We start from the raw sequence: 19,911 nt of genomic DNA, 5'->3' as shown, positions 1-19,911 counted from the left end.
CGGATTTTTCGGTTCCCTTTTTTTACTTTATAAATCCGTAACTTTAACTCTCTTTTCAAATAAACCAGTTGGTGATTGAAAAATCAGCTTAGCATTAGATGAAAGTATAATACCATTCGCTATTTGCATCATACCAAATGGAGTTTTAATTCCAATTGCTTTAAGATTACCAAATTGAGAATTGTCATGTAATCCATTCAACAATTCTTTCAAAATTTTCGCTTTATCGTTAGTTTCGAGATTAATAAATTTTTCGCGCCCCTGGTCTAAACCTTCTATAAACTTATTAATATTATACAATGGTAAATATTTATGAACTTTTGCTAAAATTTCATCATAAGCAGAGATAAATAGTGTATCTTTGTCTTCAGTTTTCTCAATGTGGCCGGAAACAATCCGCATTGTCTCTTGCGATAAGGTCAATTGTTTTGCATTATACATATATGCCGAACTTGACAGTGCAAATTTTCGATCACCATCAATGACTACTTGTTTATTTAATAAATGCCCAGCAAGAATTGTAAAGCTTTTCACACCACGTTTAGGTTTTCCTTTTTTGTCATACATTATTAAGGGCTCTAAGATTTGCTTAAGAACCCCATTATAATTTCCAACTTTTTTAGCCTTCTTAAGATCCGCAAGACCGCGCATTGGTACTCCTACTACCCGATAGATAGTATCTTTTATACTAGTAATTTTAACAAGAGCCATGTAGGCATCAGTATTTCCACTATAACCACCATAAATTTTAGTATCTAATCCTTCACCTTTCGGAATTAGGCTTCTAGTTTTAGCAGTATCGCGCTCAGCACGTGGATAAATAGTCATATTAAACATTGCTTGATCTTCTGAAGTGGTTTCACGTGATACTAACATATATTTATAATTATAAGCTTTTCGTAATTTGTCAAAAATATCTGGATGTTTATAAAAGACGATCTGATTGCTGTTGTTTTCTCGAATCTCTTCCGGTGCTTTTCGCTCTTTAGTATCTTTTTGCAATAATGGCCAAATGAAACTAAAAGTCTTTACCTGTTCAATAGTTTCATCTTGTACTTTTTCACTTTCTTTAAACTTTTTGAATTTTCCATAAACAAAGAACGGTCGTAATTTTGGATAAACTTGATACAAGAAGTTAGCGCAAATAACTGACAGATAAGCATCAAGTGCATGATGATAATCATTAACCGCTCTACTCTTATATAACTGTAACCTTTTACGTAAAGCAGAATTATAACTGGCCTTAACCACAACAATTTCAGAATCAGGATATTTGCTTTGCAATATAACTGAAACCAGTTTAATAATTTGGCTTGTTTCAACTAATTGTCTATTAATAAATCCAGAACGTTGGTATTTACTTATATGGTCAGGATCTAGTAAAAGGTTCCCTAGCTTACGTTTAGTAATTAAGCCATCTTCCTGCCATTTTTTCCACATTTCACCTACGGTCATATTAATATCGGCTATACTTTTATTAGCAAAATGCTTATATGGCACATCATCAGATTTTGCTGCATTTAGTGCCTTAGAAGTTAAAACACGATTATCTAATGAATCATCTTTGACAAATGACTGCGGTAAAATATGATCTATTTCATATCGTGATGTAATTTCATCAATATTAATTTTTTTACCAGTGTATGCATCCCTGCCACCCTGCATGAAATAGAGGAAATACTTATCTTGATCTAGTTTTCGAGCAGTCATGTTATTCTTCAAAGAATTAACTAGGTCTTTATCTACAATTTCCTTTGCAGTATCTTGATAAGCTTTGAGTAATTTACTACCTCTTAATTGGGACAACTTTGGATTTTTATCAGGCTCACGTGTAAATTCAATTGCAAATTGTGCCGGAGCCTTGCCATCAGCTGCTTTGACAACATCATCAACTACTTTTATTACTTGCCTAATTGCCTTCTTATTAGCAGGTGAAGTATATGCATCAGCTAAAATAGCTTCAATTCCATTATCTTCAGTAACTTGGGCATTTTCTTTAGTAATTGCTGCTTTAAAGTCTGGCTGTGTAACAATTTGCATAAAGTTATTTTCACTAGCCCACAACAATTCAATAATATTTTTCTTATTGCTATCATGTAGTTCTTGCAATAATTTCTTTGATAAACGCCCCCAACCTTTTAGATGCCAATTGGCTAAAGCTTTAATTTGTTCTTCTGTTAACCACTTAATTGTATGCAATTCTGCTTGACGTATCTTTTTATCTTCAAAAATCGAAGATAATTCGATTATTTTTTCAAAATCTGCTTGATAATTAGGATCATCAAGTTGCTTATCAAAAAGCTTCATTTTTTTAAGCTTATGATAACTAGATAAACTAGAATTAAATTTTTTAGGATCGGCTAAGCCTTTAATTTCAATGTATTCAAGATGTTGATTTTGTTTTAAATAATTAGTTAATTCTTCAACTTTAACTATTTTGTTTTGCATAAACAAATCATTATAAATAGCCTGCTTTAGTTGGGGATCAAGTCGCTTTTTATTGATTTTAACATTATTAAGTTCATTCAAAACTTCATATTTTTGGTACAACAAACTATTAGCAGGTAAAACATCTTCACCAAGTAAATAGGTATCCTTAATTGTCATGCGTGTGATGAATTTTCTGGCCGATTGATGAGTATCTACTACTTGTTCAAAGTTCCACGGTGTTATCGCGTCATCGCTTTTGCGAATCATCCATGCAAAATTTTTATTTGATGTTTCTTTTTGTTGATCAGTAGTGATCATTGGGCCAACATAATATGGCACTCTGAATCTTACTAACTCATCAAGTTTATAAGGAGCCTGCTTTAAATGCCCTTCAACTGGATTTGATTCAGCCAAAAATGGATAGTATTTACTCTGCATTGCAATAATTTGATCAAGCTCAATTTGATGAAGCTGATAAGGAATTACACCATTACTGTTAATTCGCTGTTTAGGCATAAACTTATCCTGTTCAATTTCTTGGATAATTTGGGTAGATGCTTCAGAATCATCGAGATTATCTTGGACTATTTTATAAAATTCCTCTTTACTTAAAACACCACTACCCTTATGCCATTTTTTTAATGTTGTTTTAGCTTCAAGTAATCGTCCATGACGATAATTAACGTATAAATCATAGGCAAGTCTTAGATTTTCAGCTTTTTGCTTATCATGATGATTCTTATCCACACTTTTAAGTAGCTTGTAATCATTACCATGCTGGTTATATTTTTCCACCATGGATTCTGATAAAGTCATCCCTTCATAAACAATGTTACTTAATGTAATTGCGCCAAACAACTTACGAATTTCGGCAATAATTGTTTCCTCTTGCTCATTTAGCTCAGTTAAAAACGATTCCAATTTGTCATCTGCATCTGCGTCGGTTAGTTTAAATTCCCAACTTCCTTTATCGATTTTATCAATTTCTTTATTTAAAATTGTCTCAAATTGTGTCTTGTAACCCATTATGGCATTGGCAACTTGCTTAGCAACATTCTTAGCTGCTTTGTCACTTGAATCAACTAATAACTGTGCGATCTTCTTAACCTTATCTGACTTATACAGAGTACGCTCATCATCTTGACCGCGAATCACAGCTTCAATTTGTCCTGCATTTTCAATTTTAAACTGAATTGAATCCAGATTCTCATCTGTTAATTGACGATAACTATTATTTAAATCACTTAAAACAGGACCCACATCAATCTTTGAAGCATTAAAGTTATTAATAGACGTGTCTTGCAAGAAATTACCACGATATTTAACAATATGATGAATCGCTAAGAAAATCTCACGCAAATCAAAGCGCTTATCCTCAGTCATTAAAGCATGTCGTAAATGATAAATCGTCGGATATTTCTTATAAAACTCGCTATCTTCCTCTGCCGTTGGAAAAACAATTGCTGGGTACTTGGTACGCATTTTATCTAATGGTGAAATCCAAGATTTATGTAATCGTACAAAAAAGCTCGGATCTACTTGTGCCATTTCCTCAGCAAAAATTTCTTCTAATAGTCCTAAACGCCACTTTCTACGTTTAAGTCGTCTTCTGGTTGTTCTAAAACCACGCCGGTCAGCTGCTGAATGACCTTCCTCAAATAAGTGCGAACCCAAAGCAGTTTTGCCGCGCAATTTCAATAAGTTATTTTTTTTATCAGTAACAGCCCAACCACAAGAATTTGTCCCGATATCGAGACCTAAAATATAATCATCATTTAATTTAGTCATTACAAGACCCCCTTCTAAAAACACATTTAATTTATTTGTTTTTATTATAATAACTCTAAAAGATAACGCATTCACTATTAATTTTTGAAAAACAGCAATTATTTTTACTTTACTTGATAGTTGTTTGCAATCGTTTCCAAATGATTTAAGCAAATTTGGCGTATACTTAAGAAAGGAGGTAAATTATGAAACAAATTAAGATTGGTAACACGAGTTTTACTAGTTCAGCGATTGCGCTAGGAATTATGCGGATGAACAAATTAACTATTGATAGCGCGGTCAAGACCTTAGAAACAGCGCATGATGTTGGCATTAATTATATTGATTCAGCCGATGTTTATGGTCATGGAAAGTCCGAAGAAGTTTTTGGAGATGCCTTAAAGAAGTCCTCACTTAAACGAGAAGATTTTTATATTCAATCAAAGACAGGGATTTATGAAGATCCGACACTTGATTACAAAACAACCCGGTATGACTTTTCTAAGCAATATATTATTAATGCAGTTGATGGCATACTTAAGCGGATGAATATTGATTACCTAGACAGCTTACTTTTACACCGTCCTGATGCACTAATGGATCCTGCAGAAGTCGGTGCTGCATTTGACGAATTGCAAAAAGATGGCAAAGTTCGCCATTTTGGGGTTTCAAATTTCAATCCCTGTCAAGTTGACTTGTTACAAGCTGGCATCAGCCAAAAACTACTGATCAACCAATTACAGTTCAGTGTTATGCATACTGGACCGATTGATTTTAATATTCATACTAATATGACCGACAATCGTAGTATTGACCACGATCGTGGTATCTTTGACTATTCAAAACTGCATCAAATGACTGTTCAAGCTTGGTCACCATTTCAATACGGTCAAATCGAGGGTAACTTTATTGGTAATCCAAAATTTCCGCAAGTTAACGATACCTTAGAAAAATTAGCCAAGCTAAAAGGGAGCTCTAAAAATGCAATCGCAGCCGCCTGGATTTTACGCTATCCAGCTAATATTCAAGTAATTATTGGTACCATGACACCAGAACATATTATTGATAGTGCAAAAGGTGCCAATATTGAATTGAGTGCTCAAGATTGGTATGACATTTATTTAGCTGCAGGAAATGATTTGCCATAAAAATTGGGGAGTACAAAAAACAAATAAAAAGCTGATAATCTTTGTTAAATAAACATAGATTTGTCAGCTTTTCTTTTTTCAGGCACTTTTATATTATTAAAATTTTAGGATTTACGATTATAACTATTAGGAATCCCTAGCTTTTGGCGATACTTTGAAATTACACGCCGGCTCAGATGGACATCTTGCTTGTTAAAAAGATCCACTATTTGTTGATCACTTAAAGGATTTTGGGGATTTTCATTTTTAAATATTTTGGTTAGATTATACTCTATCTGTTCTTGAGATATATTTTCAGTAACTGAACGTGGAAAAAGTAATTTTAAACTAAAAATTTGATTTTGACACTGAAGATATTTATCCTTAATTGCCCTACTTATTGTACTTTGAGCTAATCCTAAGGCTTGGGAAACTTCTCTTAGACTCAATGGCTTTAAGTCTTGTTTATGCAAGGTTAATAAAAACTTATGTTGGTATTGCCCAACATACTGTCCCAGTCTTATGATGGTCCGCTGCCTTTCTTCAATAGCATGTTTCATTTCCAGATATTGTCGCTTTTGCGCAGAAAAATATTCCTTTTCACCAGACTGTGACTGCATTATAATAAATGCCTTTTCGTCAAACAATAATTCTGGCAATTGCGACTGAGCACTTTCAATAGTTAAACGGCCATCTTCCACTTTATAAATTAAATCAGGTACTAAGTATTGAGAATTATCATTATTCACATACTCACTAGCAGGAATCGGGTTTAGAGACTGAATACTAGTCAATGCATTAGTTAGTTCAATACGAGAAAAAGCAGAGCAGCTCCATTTTTCAGGACTGGCTAGTAATTGTAGTTGATTATTACGTAAAATTTGCAAAGCGATAGGATTAAAAGCATTAATTTCAAGTGCTTGGATTAATAAACATTCACTTAGGTTGGTTGCACCAATTCCTAGCGGATCAAGTGTTTGTAACAATGTGCGAGCTTTTTCTAATTCTGGTAATGAAAATTCATTCATTCTTGCGATCTCGCTCAGAGAAATTCGCAAATAACCATCCTGATCTAGATTATAAATTAGTAACTTAACGGCTTGCTTATCCTTACTTTTCCAGTTATTCAAATTTACTTGCCAAAGCAAATGATCAATTAAGTTCTCTTTTACAGGTGATCTAATCCAATCTAAATTTTGCATTTCGGCCTTTGCTCCACGTAAACTAGCAAAGGGATTGCTAATACACAAATCCTTCATGGCGTTTACTAAATCACGCCTACTATATGATAAGACTTTTAAATTTTGTTTTAACCTAGGTGACAAGAAAAGTCGTGTTACTAGTTGTTCCTGCGGCTTTAAAACCATTTTAGGCTTTTGATACATCACCTTATCTCCTATAAATCAAATACTTACTAGCTGAACTTCTACCACATTTTTATTCATGGAAAGATCTTCGATTACGCTTGCATAATCAATTGACCGTGGCATCTCAATATCATATATATTAACATAAACGATATTATTCATTGCCTGCCTTACTTTAAAATCAACGTTTACCACAGTGATACCTTGCTTAGTAAAGTAATCGTTAATGAATTCTTTTGTTTCAACTTTATGTTTGTACTCTATTTCCAGCTTTTTCATAGGATGAATATTAATCAATTTTTTTGAAAAAACTAAAACAACAATAACGACTATTGAACCGGCAATTCCGATACTGTAGTCCCCCATTCCAAAAGCTAATCCAACACCAGCAACTGCCCATAAACTAGCCGCTGTTGTTAAACCCAAAATTGTTCGATGTTGAACCAAAATTGTTCCTGCTCCTAGAAATCCAATTCCTGAAACAACTTGTGCAATTAATCTTGCTTCATCGGCCCGAACAACTCCTGCTAATCTAGGCTTTGCTAGAGCAATTTGTAAGGCATCAAATCCAATTTTTTTCTGGATTAGAGCAATTATACATGCACCAACACAAACTAGAACATGTGTCTTGATTCCAGCAGGTCTATTTTTATGTTCACGATCAAAACCGATAACACTTGCAGTTATCACGGATAGTAATAGTCTGATAATAATTTCTGGTAGTGTTACCGCAACATTCACTCAAACCACTCCTATTAACCCTAAAATAATTGCTAAAATCAAAACACCAAGTAAAATCCAATTAACATTAACTTTTTTCGATAGTAACCAGTAGCAGCAGAGCGTTAAAAGTAAAGGAATTAGTCCCTTCCATAACTGATCAAAATAAGTTTGAATCAAAATCGGTTTACCACCAGTAATTGGAATACTCAGTTTTGATTTAAATTGAACCATTGTTGCTGTCATACAACCAATCATCATTAATCCCAATGTTGACGCAGCTTTATTCAATAATTGCATACTTCCACTTTTATACATGTCTTGAATAAAAGTGTCGCCCAGTGTAAACCCCATGTAAGTAAGATAATAACGTGCCAAAATGGATGGAACATTATAAATAATCAAAAATAACAAGGGACCCAAAACTGAACCTTGACTGGCTAAGCTAATACCTATACCAGCAGCAATTACACGTAGAACACCCCAAAAAATTGAATCGCCAATTCCAGACAGTGGTCCCATTAAAGAAGTTTTAATAGCAACCGTTGTTTCAGGATCAAAGTTCGGATCCTGAGCCGTTTTCTTTTCCATCGAAGCAACAAGTCCCATTACGAACGTACCAACATTCTGAGTAATGTTATACCAAGTAGTATGTCTCATCATAGCTTCACGATGTCCAGCTTTATCTTTTTCATAATATTTATCCAGTGCTGGCATGATTGAATACATGAATCCCGGTGCATGTGCTTTTGTTGCACCTACTCGACTTGCAAATACCGTAAATGATCTCCAAAAAATACGATTAATAATCTTTTTGTCTTGAGGTGAAACGCTTTTAGTTAATTTCATGAGAAAAAGTCCTCCTCTTCTTGCGTTGCTGTTGTTTCAGAATTATTGTTTGCAATTATTGCATCAGATTTAGCCAAGGTTTGCTTCTGCCTATTTTCTAGATCCATTAGTTGTTTATCACGCATCCATTGAATAGCAACGATAATAATACCCACAGCTGCTACTGCTACAGATGGAAGATTTAAATAGGCTGCTAAAACAAATCCTAAAAAGTAATATGGGGATAACTGCTTACTCCATAACATCCTCATCAAAATAGCAAAACCAACAGCTGGAAGAAGACCACCTGTTGCAGCTAATCCAGACATAAGATTAGCTGGGATTCGTGCAACTAACTGCTGAACAGGACGAGCACCAGCTAAAACAGCAAAAAAAGTTACTAACGAAAAAACAAAATAATTTAAAAACCACATGCCAAAATGGAGCCAGGTCAAACCTCTGACATTATCATCATTGGCTACTTTATCAACCATTGGAGCAAAGATGTTCATAACAACGTTTTTCATGAACATCAAAATAAATGCAGCAAATACGCCAATTGGAACAGCCAATGCAAGCGCCGCTTTTGTATTTACTCCTAAAGTAATAGCAAAAGTCGTTGCTAAGACGGTAGCTGTAACTGGTTCAGCCGAAAGTGCCCCACCAATATCAACCGCTCCCATAAAAATAGCTTCAAGAGAAGCGCCAATTAAAATACCAGTTTGCATATTACCCATAATTAAACCGGTAATTGTACCGACAATTAATGGACGTTCTATCATTGTCTGACCCCAGAGCCAATTACCACCGAGACAGACAAATACACATAACGCTGCCAAAAAAGCTGTTTGTATCATAGTTATCCTCCTTTACAGTAATTATTTTCCTTTCAATAAAGACTTAATTGGTGTTTTTACGTTACTAGGAACAACTTGATTAAATACTGGAATATCTAATTCAGCTAATTCCTTTAATGAAGTTAATTCTTGTTCAGATAGCATCAAAGTGGATGATAACTGAACTCCTTTATTTGCATCATTAGCAAAACGACCTACATTGGCAACATTAATCCCATCAATTTCTTTAACATTTTTAGCAATTTTAAGTGCATCTTCAATGTTATTAGTTAACGCAAAAATTCTCATATCACTTCCCTTAGGATTATTGAACACCTTAATTGCATCATCAACTGTTCGAATCAATAACTTCTTTCCCGTAGGAGTAGCCATTTTCAAAGTCATTTGAACCATGGTATTATTTGCCGCATTATCATTTGCAACAACAATTCCTGGCGTATTTAATTCTTTGGTCCACACTAGTGCAACCTGACCATGAATTAAACGGTCGTCTACTCTTAATTGTGCAATCATTTTTCTTCTCCCTATTCAAAAAAATCTCCATCTGAATCATTCGATTCAGTTTGACTATCATCAATTTGACACAATTCTACTTGGCTTTGATTAATTAAATCCTGTATGTGATCTCTGGTTAATTTCTCATTATCAAGTAAAACTGCCATTACGATCGCAAGATTAGTTTGAGTTACTACAAAAATATTTTTTTTATTAACTGCTTCTAAGACTACTTTTTGATTAACACTTCCTCCCTTTAAATCTGTGAAAATAACTGCTGGGTGTTGTGCATTTTCAATAAATCTTATAATTTGCTTTGTATAATCAGACTGATCGACATATGCATCAATTGTCTGTATCTTATCTCCCATGCCCGTTAAAATTTCAATTGAATTTTTTAAACCACTAGCAAAGTGGCCATGACTTGCTACTAATATTTCTGTCATATTCTCTCCTTTTATATCTTTGTGTTTCATTTCCTTATTAGCAATAATCATGCCAACTGCTAAAAATACATATCTATTGGTATAAAAAAAGAAGTGTTTATTTTTTAAACACTTCTTTTTTTATGGTTAAACATTCCTATATAAACTGTTTAAACAATTCGTATAAAAGCGATATTTCATAATATGATATTTGGATATTGTACTTTAACTCAACTGGTTGAAAAATACTACGTGTAACCTTAAAAAAGATTTTTTCTTTCTCTGTTTTTGGTTGAACTATACTTGAATTACCCTTGCGCATCATTGTACGTTCAATCATTAATGCTATATGCATATAAAGATTTAATTTAACTTTGCCATCTAATTTTAAATTGTAAAAATCTTCGTATTTTTTATTAATTGTTTCTACTTCTTTTAATACCACTTCTGGATTCAAAAAACTTAAACGTTCAGAAATTCCTTCCTTAGAAAAGAAACGCAATAATTGATCATTAAAACTTATCAATTGTTTCTTGGTTAAGTATGGGGCTAACCAATGATTTAGTTTATTTTCCCCCGTAGAATCCAATATATTATAGAGATTCATATGGTTAAATTCGACTTTTTCGCTAATATCAATCGTTGTTAAAACAAATAATGTCTGTTTAAAATACGACCAACTTTTACTAGATATTTTTTCTTTTAACTTATTATAGCCAATTGGGATAACCATAATATTATCTGGTAAATATTTCTGCATAATATCGCTAATCTTTTCTGCAATTCCTAAACCAGAAATACAAGAAACCAGAATATTGGTCGATTGAGAAAATCCTTCATAATATTTAGTATTGATCTGATAATCTTTTTCTGCTTCCTGCGCTATTTGCTTAAATGATAGATTTTGTTTCATTTTTAGAGCTAAGTCAAGAGCTGTCAAGGTTGTTAAATTATTAACTACTAGTAAATCGCCATTTAATTGTGAACTAATTTGGGTATAAAGCTGACTTAATGACCCCATATCAACCATTAAAATAAAACCATTAGATGTATTATAACTAGCAATCAATTTTTTTGTCTCTTCGATAATCGATGAAATGTTAGCTTCTATCGGCATATCAATTGCATCAAATAGATAATTATTACAAAGTGAATTAACAACAGTTTGAATACTGGTGGCTGTATTTTCACCATGAGCTACCATTAATCCACGTAATTGAATTTGCTCATCCACATAATCACTTAGTAAAATAGCCAAAATATTTGTTAATCCTTTATGACTTTGTATATCTAAAATTGGAAGCATATTATAAAAATTCTTGGCCACATGAAAGGCTCGTGGAAAATGATTTAAGATAATTGTACGTAATTTAGTACTATTACAAATTGGTGTAAAATGATGCTCATAAAGTTCATATACAATTGTCTCTAAGTAATCTGCCGTTTTTAAACCAAACTGTTTTTTAATTACTTTTTCAAAAACTCTTTTATGCTGTAAATGTAATCCAGTTATTGATCCATCCCTTATAATAAATTTACTAATATTTTGAATCTGTAGCTTACACCTAGTTAGATTATCCTTAGAATAATTTGTACTTAAGTCTTTCAAGGAATTATTAATAAACATTAGTTCTTGGCTTAAACTAATGTTTGATGTAAAAATTGGTTCTTGGCTAGGATTAACAGTAATTGTTCCGTAATCCTTAAATGGTTGCAAATTATTTAATACCACATCTTTTAATGTTAAGTTGATAATATGATAATTGGACCAATCATGATATGCTGTGGCGCATGAAACTTTAATAATATTTTTTAAATAACCAATATTTCCTGCATGATCAATTTGCATTAATGCAGAAACAACTTCTTTATCTACCACTATCTTTTTGCTAAGTCGCTGTGCTTCTGTATAAAATAGTTCATTTAAAAGTTCTAATCGCTCGTCAACTGGCCTTGAAATCAGATTTGGTAGTTTAACCTGGACCGGTACTCTGCGTAAAAAAGTATCAAGTAAAACATTTTCTGGTTTTTCTGTAGTTGCCATTATTAGCCGAACATTAGCTTTAATTGGATGAACATTGTCTCCTACTTTATAAAACTGTCCTGAATCAATAAAGTTAAATAATTTTTCTTGATTTTCACTATTTAACCGATGAACTTCATCTAAGAAAAGATAACCATTATCAGCTTCTTTAAGTAGACCATTTTTTTCAGAATCTGCACCTGTAAAAGCTCCCCTCACATAACCAAATAGCATACTGGAAATTAATTCCGGATTATTAGCGTAATTAGCACAATTTAAAACAATATATGGCGACTTATCGGAAATAGCACCTTTACTTTTAGCATAATCATATAACTTATTAGCTAAAAAGCTTTTACCAGAACCCGATTTCCCTGTAATCAAAACATTTAGTCCATTGGGAGGATAAATGGCTGCTGCACATAACTGATCGATAATTTTCTTTAATGATCCATGATTTCCTATCACATTTTTAAAAACACCAGTAGCTGTTGGAGTAGTATCACCAACAGAAATTTTTCGCCATTTTACAGGTCGCTCTTCGATTTTTTGAACCTTATTTTCTTTAACAAGCTGATTAAGGTAATGACTGACGACAGATCTAGATAGATTTAATTTTCTCGCTAAATCACTTGTACAAATTTCTTCATCATCAGCTAATTCTTCTATTTGGTTTAAAACTATCTTTTGCGCCGTCTTCATGTTTTTACTCTCCTCAACTATGTATAGCTTTAGACTCAATTATATTCAACTATAGTTAATTTGTGAATTCGTTTTCTTAAGTCGTTTTTAAAAGCACTATAGAATAAATATTTATTTAAAATACGGCTTGACATTATCTTTTTCATATTTTATAATTTTTGTCATTAAGGTTGGAGGTAAATTTTAATGAATATCAATTTAAAACCTAACTTACAACTGAATAACCGCTATTACTTTAGCTATTTTAGATAAAGTTTGGGTTCATCATAGATGAATTCGAACATATTCTAGTTTGAATTTATCTATGATGGCTAAAGCCCTTTAAATTACGGTTAGCCACATAGTATCTGAGTGGTTAACCGCAATTATTGTTTAATATCAATTTGTGTACCCACTCAGAAATGAGTGGGTATTTTTGTCGTTACAGAATATGGAGGAAACACGATGAATATTAAAAAAATAATTGCAGGTATTAGTTTAGCCAGCTTATTAGTATTAGGTGGTTGTAGTAACAAAAAAGCTAATAGCACCTCAAGCGTAAAGCATGTTGGAGTTTTACAAGTTGTACAACATCCTTCTTTAGATAAAGCCTACCAAGGTTTTAAAGAAGGACTAAAAGAAGGTGGCTACACGGAAGGCAAAAATCTTAAAATTGATTACCAAAACGCGCAAAATAGTCAAGATAATTTAAAAAGTATGAGCGAAAAATTAGTTAACGAAAAATCCGATTTAATACTAGGAATTGCTACACCGGCTGCTCAAAGCATTGCTAGTGCTACTCAAGATATTCCAACAGTGGTTACTGCAGTTACAGATTTAAAGGCAGCTAAACTAGTCAACTCGAACAAAAAACCCGGTCGCAATATTACAGGAACGACAGATATGGTTTCAATTGATAAACAAATCAGTTTACTTCTATCAATTGTTCCAAAGGCAAAAACAATCGGTGTTATGTACAATGCCGGAGAAGCAAATTCTAAAATTCAAGCCGATTTAGCTATCGCTGCTTTAAAGAAAGCTGGTGTAAAAGTCTTAGTTAAAACGGCTAATACGACAAATGACGTTCAACAAGTTACGGAAACACTTGCAGAAAAGGTTCAGGGAATTTACGTTCCAACTGATAATACTTTTGCCTCAGCAGCCTCAATTATTGGCAAAGTCGTCAAAGAAAAGAAGATCCCATTAGTAGCTGGTTCAACTGACCAAATTAAGACTGGTGGTTTAGCCTCGATTGGTATTGACTATGAAGAACTAGGAAAGCAAACTGGAAAAATGGCGGCCAAAATTTTAGATGGTAAAGCTAAACCAGCTGAGATGCCTGTTGAAAAAGCAAATCAATTAAAATTAGTCGTTAATAAAGAAATGGCCAAAGCTTTAGACATTAACCCCCACTCAATTAAGGCACCCAAGTAAGATAGAAAGGTAATGTGAACGTTAATTATGATGAATACTTTTTGGGATCTATTTCTTTCAGCTACTTCACAAGGATTGCTATGGTCATTAATGGCGATCGGCGTTTATTTAACTTTTCGAATCTTAGATCTAGCCGATATGACTGCTGAGGGAAGTTTTCCTTTAGGTGGTGCTATTACCACAATGTGCTTAATTCAAGGTATTAATCCGATCTTAGCTACCCTATCTGCATTTGGCGGGGGCTTAATTGCCGGTTTTGTCACAGGCTTTTTAAACACCAAGTTAAAAATCCCGTCATTACTAGCAGGAATTATTACAATGACCGGATTGTACTCCATTACTTCGCGAGTAATGAATAACGCAGCCAATGTTTCACTTTTAGGTAAACAAACAATTTTTACAATTGCCCAAAATTGGGGGTTATCACGTAATAATGCTGTCATTATAATGGGGTTATTCATTGCCTTATTAGCTATTGGACTATTAGTCGTCTTTTTTAAAACCGAAATTGGTTTGGCAATGCGGGCAACTGGCGATAATTCCGAAATGAGTGCTGCTAATGGAATCAATACTCAAGCAATGAAAATTCTTGGTTATATGATCTCCAATGCCTGTATTGCTCTCTCAGGTGGACTCTTAGCACAAAATAATGGCTTTGCTGATCTTAATTCTGGCGTAGGTACAATTGTTATTGGATTAGCCGCTATTATTATTGCAGAAGTTTTAATTCGCCACTTATCAATTGGAGCCAGATTACTGACCTTAGTCTTAGGTGCTATTATTTATCGATTAATATTAGCTCTAGTCTTTCAAATGAATGTTGAACCATCCGATGCTAAACTAGCTTCTGCACTAGTTCTGGTTGTTTGTTTGATACTGCCTAATTTTCATTTACCACATAATTTAAAGGGAAGGAAATAAAATGCCTAAAGTATTATCAATTAATAATCTTCATCAAACCTTTGAACAAGGGACAGTTAATGAAAATCGTGTCTTAAGAGGAATTGATCTTGAACTAGAGACGGGCGATTTCGTGACTATTATCGGTAGTAACGGTGCTGGTAAATCAACCTTATTAAATAGCATTGCTGGCACAATTCCCGTTCAAGAGGGACAAATCATTTTAAATGATACTGATATCAGTAAGTTGCCTGTAACAAAGCGCGCCAAAAAGATCAGTCGTGTTTTTCAAGATCCTAAAATGGGAACCGCTGTGAGACTAACTGTAGAAGAAAACTTGGCACTTGCAATGAAACGTGGTCAACATCGTGGTTTTCGTAGCGGCGTTAAAAAACACGATCGGCAATTTTTTAAAAAACAATTAGCCCAACTCAATTTAAACTTAGAAAATCGTTTGGAAACCGAAATAGGTTTGCTATCAGGAGGTCAAAGGCAAGCAATTACATTATTGATGGCAACATTAAAGCGTCCTGATTTAATTTTACTTGATGAGCATACTGCAGCCTTAGATCCTAAAACTTCCATTACCGTAATGGAATTAACCCAAAAACTGATTAGTGAGCAAAATTTAACAGCTTTTATGGTAACTCACAATATGGAGGACGCTATTCATTATGGCAATCGTTTAATCATGCTCCATCAAGGTCGTGTCGCTTTAAATTTAGCTGGAAAAGAAAAGAAAAATTTAACAGTAACTAAATTAATGGAACTATTTCAAAAGCAAGTCGGTACTGAATTGGAAGATGATGCAATGCTACTTAGGTAATTAGAACTTTATAGACAGATTGTTTAACTTAGGACTGATTTTCGATATTCTATCGGAGTCAGCCCTTTTAATTTAATTATTCTTTTTAACATTTTTTTGCACCAAAAAGCTGCCCTCATTTTAAGATGCAAAAACTTTACCATTACCCATTGATCTACGGGTTAATGTTGATGAAATTTCTAAAAAAATATTTAAACACAATCAAAAAGCCACCTAGATTAATTTCTAGACGGCTTTTTAATATAAAGTAAAGATTCAAAAAGGAATAATTTTATTATACATTTTTTAGATTTTTTTGCAAAATATAGTTTACTTAGAAACCATTAAGAAGTATGTAGTGCAACACGAAAATGAGTTGCCAAAAATGCCAAATTACATTCTTAATGATAATGCGATTCATAGATTATTACATACTAATAAAAGGCAAACCTCTAAAGCTGAGATTTGCCTTCTATATTTATTAATCAAAAGTATTATTTTCTCCTGAGACGCAATATATTATAAAAAATATAAACTTTGATCGTTCCTATAAAAACATATATATTTGGTTTATAAAAATTAAAATAGTTCGTATCACTTTATTTTTTTTGCTTTTGGGTAATATCCTATATCTGTTACATTTGCCTAGTACATGTTACAACCAGTTAACTTACACTACATACTTAGGTTACAAATTTTGTTAATTATGAATATTAACGAGCTTGGTAATTTTCAATATCTAATTTTCCATTGTCTAAATTCCAATGCTGAAGCTTAAGCTGTTTTGCATGCTTAGAGTCCATATGATGTGAAATCATAATAACTGTTTTATTAATGTTAGTAAGCAAGTTCTCGATTTGAAGGACATTTTGGGGATCTAAATTAGCATCAATTTCATCCGCTAAAATCACCTGCCGATTAAACACAAGTGCACGAGCAATTTCTAAACGCGCACGTTGTCCTCCAGAAAGATTGCTACCACCATTTTCACATAGATAATCTAAGGGGGCATTACCTAATTCCTGATCAAGGCCAACTTCTTTTAATGAATTAAGTAGTATATCATCAGAGAAATTAAGTCCTAAGCCTAGATTAAAGCGAATAGTTTCATTAAAAATATATGGATCTTGTTGAATTAGTGCAAACATATTTGGATCAACTTGACTTTGATACTGCCCATTAACTTGATAAACAAGCTGACCATCTGTTGGTAGAAGTGTTCCCATCAATAAATTAAAAATCGTACTCTTTCCCATTCCTGAGGCACCGGTTAGAAGGATTTTATCATTGTGCTTAATAGTAAACGAAGTATTTTTAAGAATTTGTTTGTTGCCAAAGGAAAAGCTAAGCTGTTTTCCTAAAATCTGTTGCAAAACCGCCGGTTTATCAGCAACTGTTTTATTATGACTATCAAGGTTACTGTCTTTTTCAAAAATATTTTCGATTTCTTGGCGTAATGAACTAGTAGTTTTTACAGAAGCAAAATCATCAATTGCTTCTCTTAGTGGCATCATTACTTGGTTGCTGGCTAAGTAGATAGCTAAAATAGTCGCAGCAGTGATCCCTTGATGATTAACCATCAAATAAAATCCTACGCTAATTGGTACAAATAAAGAAATAAGGGACCACAACCATGAAACCAATTTTGCACTAATTTTCGAATCATTTAGGGCCTGATATGAAGCTTCAGTCAAAAATAACTGTTGCTTGATTTTTTTATAGGCGGGGGTGAAAGCATGATAGCGCAACAATATATCTCTACCACCCATTAAGTCACGTAATTTTTTAACAAACTCACTATTATTCTTAGACCAAGTGGTAGAGCGCCTAGTTAAAAAGGATTGGTAAATATTAGGAATAAATACTTGTGGAATGGCAAAAAGAATAAAGACAATACCCAGAAGAAAGTTAAGCTTTAAAATAAAAAGCGTTGAAACTAAAGACATACAAATATCAGAGATAATCTGAACGATTAAAGTAAAATAATTAGTTTCAATTAACTTGAAATCATTAATTAAAGTCGAAATCTCTTTATTAGTATCAATTCTTTGAAAAGTTGCTTTTTCAATATATTCTGCTTTCAGTTTGGTGTTAATTATATAAACAATTTTATTTTGAATTTTAGAAAATAGCCAAACTGAAGAATAAATAATTATATAAGCAATCACTGAAACTATGACGAACTTAATAAACTCAGTCACTGAGCTTTTTTGATTGAAAACCGGTAAGTACCCAATGATTGCAGAATTGACAACCCCTTCAAATGAGCTAACTAATAAAGTGATAAAAAGTAAGAATAATAACCATTTTGGAATAAACGAAAATAATTTTTTTAAAGACATTATGGAACCCTCCATAAACTATCATATACTCCTGACGGCAAATAAAAATAATTTTTTCTACTATCACTTATATTATTATTCATGCCGTCTTTTATTGTGTAAAAGTGTTCATTATTTCAATTTATTTTCCATTTAGCAACTATCACACCATAACGATAAGAAACAATATTAGAATTGGGAAAGTTTTTATCGGTCAATACCTTTATTCCTTTAAAATGTTTAAGAATTTGTGATAAATCTTCTCCTACTTTTCTTGTTGTCGTTTAATCACAGGTGTATATAGTAATATATTTACCAAATTGCATTTTAGGAAAATCTTTTCTTGTAGTTTTTAGCAATTCTGTCATATTGGTAATAAATTTAAACATTATCTTTTTTACCTAAGTATGAAGAAACTAAAGACAAAATTTTACCGAAATTATAAATATCAGTTGATACATGTATTTTCCAACCATGTTCAGGATATTTTTTGGTATTTTCAAAAAAATGTTTGTAAACATTCCTTTTCGTCTAATAAGACAATGAAATTCTTGTTGATATGCAGCTAAATTGATAAAACTTCCAACAGAATAATTATATTTATTAAGGCCTAAGATAATCTTATAAAGATTATCTAATTCCACCTACTTGGCAAGGACAGCTACCTGTAGACCAGGAGTAAACAACTGATTACTCATTGTCTATACTCATATTTTCTACTTTTTTCTGTAAAATTTGTTTAAAACTCATGATTTCCTCCTTTAATAGCTCTATTTAATTAGATCATTATGATAATAATATACCATAAAATTAAAATTGTACCAATAAACCCATAAATATATTATTTTTTATTTATAATTTAGTTTTATCGACTGTGAATTGATAAATTACGGGACAATGAGGCTTATGCTCGAATTTATTTTTGGTGCTGGTGTCACATTTCCAATAAAACCTAAAAATTAAAAAGCTAATCAAAATGCTATTGTTTATGTGACTTAAGAATAATTTTGATCGATTAAAAATCAATAATTATGACTATTGACACACCAAGATTTTGGAACTATTACCAAGATTACTTCGCTGACGCAAACGAAAGCAATTGTTGCTGAATGCGTTTACTGATCTAACTATATTAGAAGATAAAACAAACTAATATACGCAACTTCGGTCAAGTATCGGAATCGCATATTGAGCTGTAATTAATAATTTAAATGTCTAACTTTTTCATTTCACTTCATTGTCTATGAAAAAAGCAACAATAATTGAAGTTACCCCCTAGAATTGGATGTTAACATTAATTCATATTCACCAAGGCCGTATTCTGATATTCAATCAGGGTACGGTCTTTTAGCGTATGCCTAATTCTAGTTTGATTGTAGTGTATTTTGGTCTACTTTTCATCGCTTCCTGCAACGCATTCTTGGTAGGATAGGTATAAGTGTAGTAGTCCAGTTCAATTTTCATGATATGGAAGAAGAAACTCTTCATTATCATGACAGGTAGCCTGGACGCGACATGCTTTGAAAAATACGGTGCTATTTTTTTGGTGTGTGCGTTTATTTTTTAAGCCCTGTATCCCAAAGTACTGGTATGCACGGTCCAAATGTCGATTATTTGATGTGAACCAGCACCAATTATTTGTGCCACATAGCATCTAGCGTAATCTGCTTTAAGTAAGTTAAGTGCCTGTAATTTTTGTTCAATAATAAATTTAACCATATTAAAACCCTC

General features: G+C 32.8%; 14 protein-coding genes. 4 read left to right on the top strand and 10 right to left on the bottom strand.

What is annotated here, in order from left to right; translation table 11 throughout:
- Positions 1 to 27 precede the first annotated feature (27 nt).
- Entirely contained in the window at positions 28 to 4,218 is a 4,191-nt protein-coding gene (gene cas9 / locus F5ESL0246_RS01150) for a type II CRISPR RNA-guided endonuclease Cas9 (protein ID WP_122017727.1), read from the bottom strand.
- Positions 4,219 to 4,403: 185 nt separating this feature from the next.
- Between cas9 and F5ESL0246_RS01145 the strand changes: the two genes are divergently transcribed.
- Complete coding sequence (locus F5ESL0246_RS01145; RefSeq protein ID WP_122017726.1) at positions 4,404 to 5,345, top strand: aldo/keto reductase family oxidoreductase; 942 nt, start codon at positions 4,404 to 4,406, stop codon at positions 5,343 to 5,345.
- Between the two features lie 104 nt (positions 5,346 to 5,449).
- On the opposite strand, the gene rpoN is transcribed toward F5ESL0246_RS01145, so the two are convergent.
- From rpoN to F5ESL0246_RS01110, 7 genes are all read right to left on the bottom strand, one after another.
- Complete coding sequence (gene rpoN, locus F5ESL0246_RS01140; RefSeq protein WP_122017725.1) at positions 5,450 to 6,709, bottom strand: RNA polymerase factor sigma-54; 1,260 nt, start codon at positions 6,707 to 6,709, stop codon at positions 5,450 to 5,452.
- Positions 6,710 to 6,727: 18 nt separating this feature from the next.
- Positions 6,728 to 7,432, bottom strand: coding sequence for an MgtC/SapB family protein (locus F5ESL0246_RS01135; protein ID WP_122017724.1), 705 nt, complete (start codon positions 7,430 to 7,432; stop codon positions 6,728 to 6,730).
- Positions 7,433 to 8,260: a PTS system mannose/fructose/sorbose family transporter subunit IID gene (locus tag F5ESL0246_RS01130; protein ID WP_122017723.1), complete on the bottom strand. Its 828-nt coding sequence runs from the start codon at positions 8,258 to 8,260 to the stop codon at positions 7,433 to 7,435. It abuts the gene before it with no gap.
- Positions 8,257 to 9,096 (bottom strand): PTS sugar transporter subunit IIC, encoded by an 840-nt coding sequence (locus F5ESL0246_RS01125; protein WP_122017722.1) that lies wholly within the window; start codon positions 9,094 to 9,096, stop codon positions 8,257 to 8,259. Before F5ESL0246_RS01125 ends, F5ESL0246_RS01130 begins: the two co-directional genes overlap by 4 nt.
- Positions 9,097 to 9,117: 21 nt before the next feature.
- Entirely contained in the window at positions 9,118 to 9,609 is a 492-nt protein-coding gene (locus tag F5ESL0246_RS01120) for a PTS sugar transporter subunit IIB (protein WP_122017721.1), read from the bottom strand.
- A gap of 11 nt (positions 9,610 to 9,620) precedes the next feature.
- On the bottom strand, positions 9,621 to 10,037 hold the full coding sequence (locus F5ESL0246_RS01115; protein ID WP_122017720.1) for a PTS fructose transporter subunit IIA: 417 nt from the start codon (positions 10,035 to 10,037) through the stop codon (positions 9,621 to 9,623).
- Between the two features lie 136 nt (positions 10,038 to 10,173).
- Positions 10,174 to 12,741 carry a sigma 54-interacting transcriptional regulator gene (locus F5ESL0246_RS01110; protein WP_122017719.1) on the bottom strand — a complete coding sequence of 856 codons (2,568 nt, stop codon included), beginning with the start codon at positions 12,739 to 12,741 and terminating at the stop codon, positions 10,174 to 10,176.
- Between the two features lie 444 nt (positions 12,742 to 13,185).
- Between F5ESL0246_RS01110 and F5ESL0246_RS01105 the strand changes: the two genes are divergently transcribed.
- From F5ESL0246_RS01105 to F5ESL0246_RS01095, 3 genes are read left to right on the top strand one after another with little or no spacing between them, the layout of a single operon-like run.
- The gene (locus F5ESL0246_RS01105; RefSeq protein ID WP_122017718.1) at positions 13,186 to 14,154 is read left to right on the top strand and encodes an ABC transporter substrate-binding protein; all 969 of its coding nucleotides are present in this window, start codon (positions 13,186 to 13,188) and stop codon (positions 14,152 to 14,154) included.
- A 30-nt stretch (positions 14,155 to 14,184) separates the two neighbouring features.
- Positions 14,185 to 15,075 (top strand): ABC transporter permease, encoded by an 891-nt coding sequence (locus F5ESL0246_RS01100; protein WP_122017756.1) that lies wholly within the window; start codon positions 14,185 to 14,187, stop codon positions 15,073 to 15,075.
- 1 nt (position 15,076) lies between these two features.
- Positions 15,077 to 15,880 (top strand): ABC transporter ATP-binding protein, encoded by an 804-nt coding sequence (locus F5ESL0246_RS01095; protein ID WP_122017717.1) that lies wholly within the window; start codon positions 15,077 to 15,079, stop codon positions 15,878 to 15,880.
- Positions 15,881 to 16,572: 692 nt separating this feature from the next.
- Here the strand turns inward: F5ESL0246_RS01095 and F5ESL0246_RS01090 are convergent.
- Positions 16,573 to 18,201: an ABC transporter ATP-binding protein gene (locus tag F5ESL0246_RS01090; protein WP_158592779.1), complete on the bottom strand. Its 1,629-nt coding sequence runs from the start codon at positions 18,199 to 18,201 to the stop codon at positions 16,573 to 16,575.
- Between the two features lie 1,542 nt (positions 18,202 to 19,743).
- Complete coding sequence (locus tag F5ESL0246_RS08175; protein ID WP_158592778.1) at positions 19,744 to 19,899, bottom strand: hypothetical protein; 156 nt, start codon at positions 19,897 to 19,899, stop codon at positions 19,744 to 19,746.
- Positions 19,900 to 19,911 lie beyond the last annotated feature (12 nt).

This window comes from Lactobacillus sp. ESL0246, assembly GCF_003692965.1.
Lineage (GTDB): Bacteria > Bacillota > Bacilli > Lactobacillales > Lactobacillaceae > Lactobacillus.
The sequence above is the reverse complement of the archived record's forward strand: the minus strand, read 5'-3'. Positions and strand labels throughout refer to the sequence as shown.

Bases quoted from the DNA above. Each gene is read 5' to 3' on its own strand.
- F5ESL0246_RS01110 (WP_122017719.1), bottom strand. From the start codon at position 12,741: ATGAAGACGGCGCAAAAGATAGTTTTAAACCAAATAGAAGAATTAGCT.
- F5ESL0246_RS01130 (WP_122017723.1), bottom strand. From the start codon at position 8,260: ATGAAATTAACTAAAAGCGTTTCACCTCAAGACAAAAAGATTATTAAT.
- F5ESL0246_RS08175 (WP_158592778.1), bottom strand. From the start codon at position 19,899: ATGGTTAAATTTATTATTGAACAAAAATTACAGGCACTTAACTTACTT.
- F5ESL0246_RS01115 (WP_122017720.1), bottom strand. From the start codon at position 10,037: ATGACAGAAATATTAGTAGCAAGTCATGGCCACTTTGCTAGTGGTTTA.
- F5ESL0246_RS01090 (WP_158592779.1), bottom strand. From the start codon at position 18,201: ATGTCTTTAAAAAAATTATTTTCGTTTATTCCAAAATGGTTATTATTC.
- rpoN (WP_122017725.1), bottom strand. From the start codon at position 6,709: ATGTATCAAAAGCCTAAAATGGTTTTAAAGCCGCAGGAACAACTAGTA.
- F5ESL0246_RS01100 (WP_122017756.1), top strand. From the start codon at position 14,185: ATGAATACTTTTTGGGATCTATTTCTTTCAGCTACTTCACAAGGATTG.
- F5ESL0246_RS01120 (WP_122017721.1), bottom strand. From the start codon at position 9,609: ATGATTGCACAATTAAGAGTAGACGACCGTTTAATTCATGGTCAGGTT.
- F5ESL0246_RS01095 (WP_122017717.1), top strand. From the start codon at position 15,077: ATGCCTAAAGTATTATCAATTAATAATCTTCATCAAACCTTTGAACAA.
- F5ESL0246_RS01145 (WP_122017726.1), top strand. From the start codon at position 4,404: ATGAAACAAATTAAGATTGGTAACACGAGTTTTACTAGTTCAGCGATT.
- cas9 (WP_122017727.1), bottom strand. From the start codon at position 4,218: ATGACTAAATTAAATGATGATTATATTTTAGGTCTCGATATCGGGACA.
- F5ESL0246_RS01125 (WP_122017722.1), bottom strand. From the start codon at position 9,096: ATGATACAAACAGCTTTTTTGGCAGCGTTATGTGTATTTGTCTGTCTC.
- F5ESL0246_RS01105 (WP_122017718.1), top strand. From the start codon at position 13,186: ATGAATATTAAAAAAATAATTGCAGGTATTAGTTTAGCCAGCTTATTA.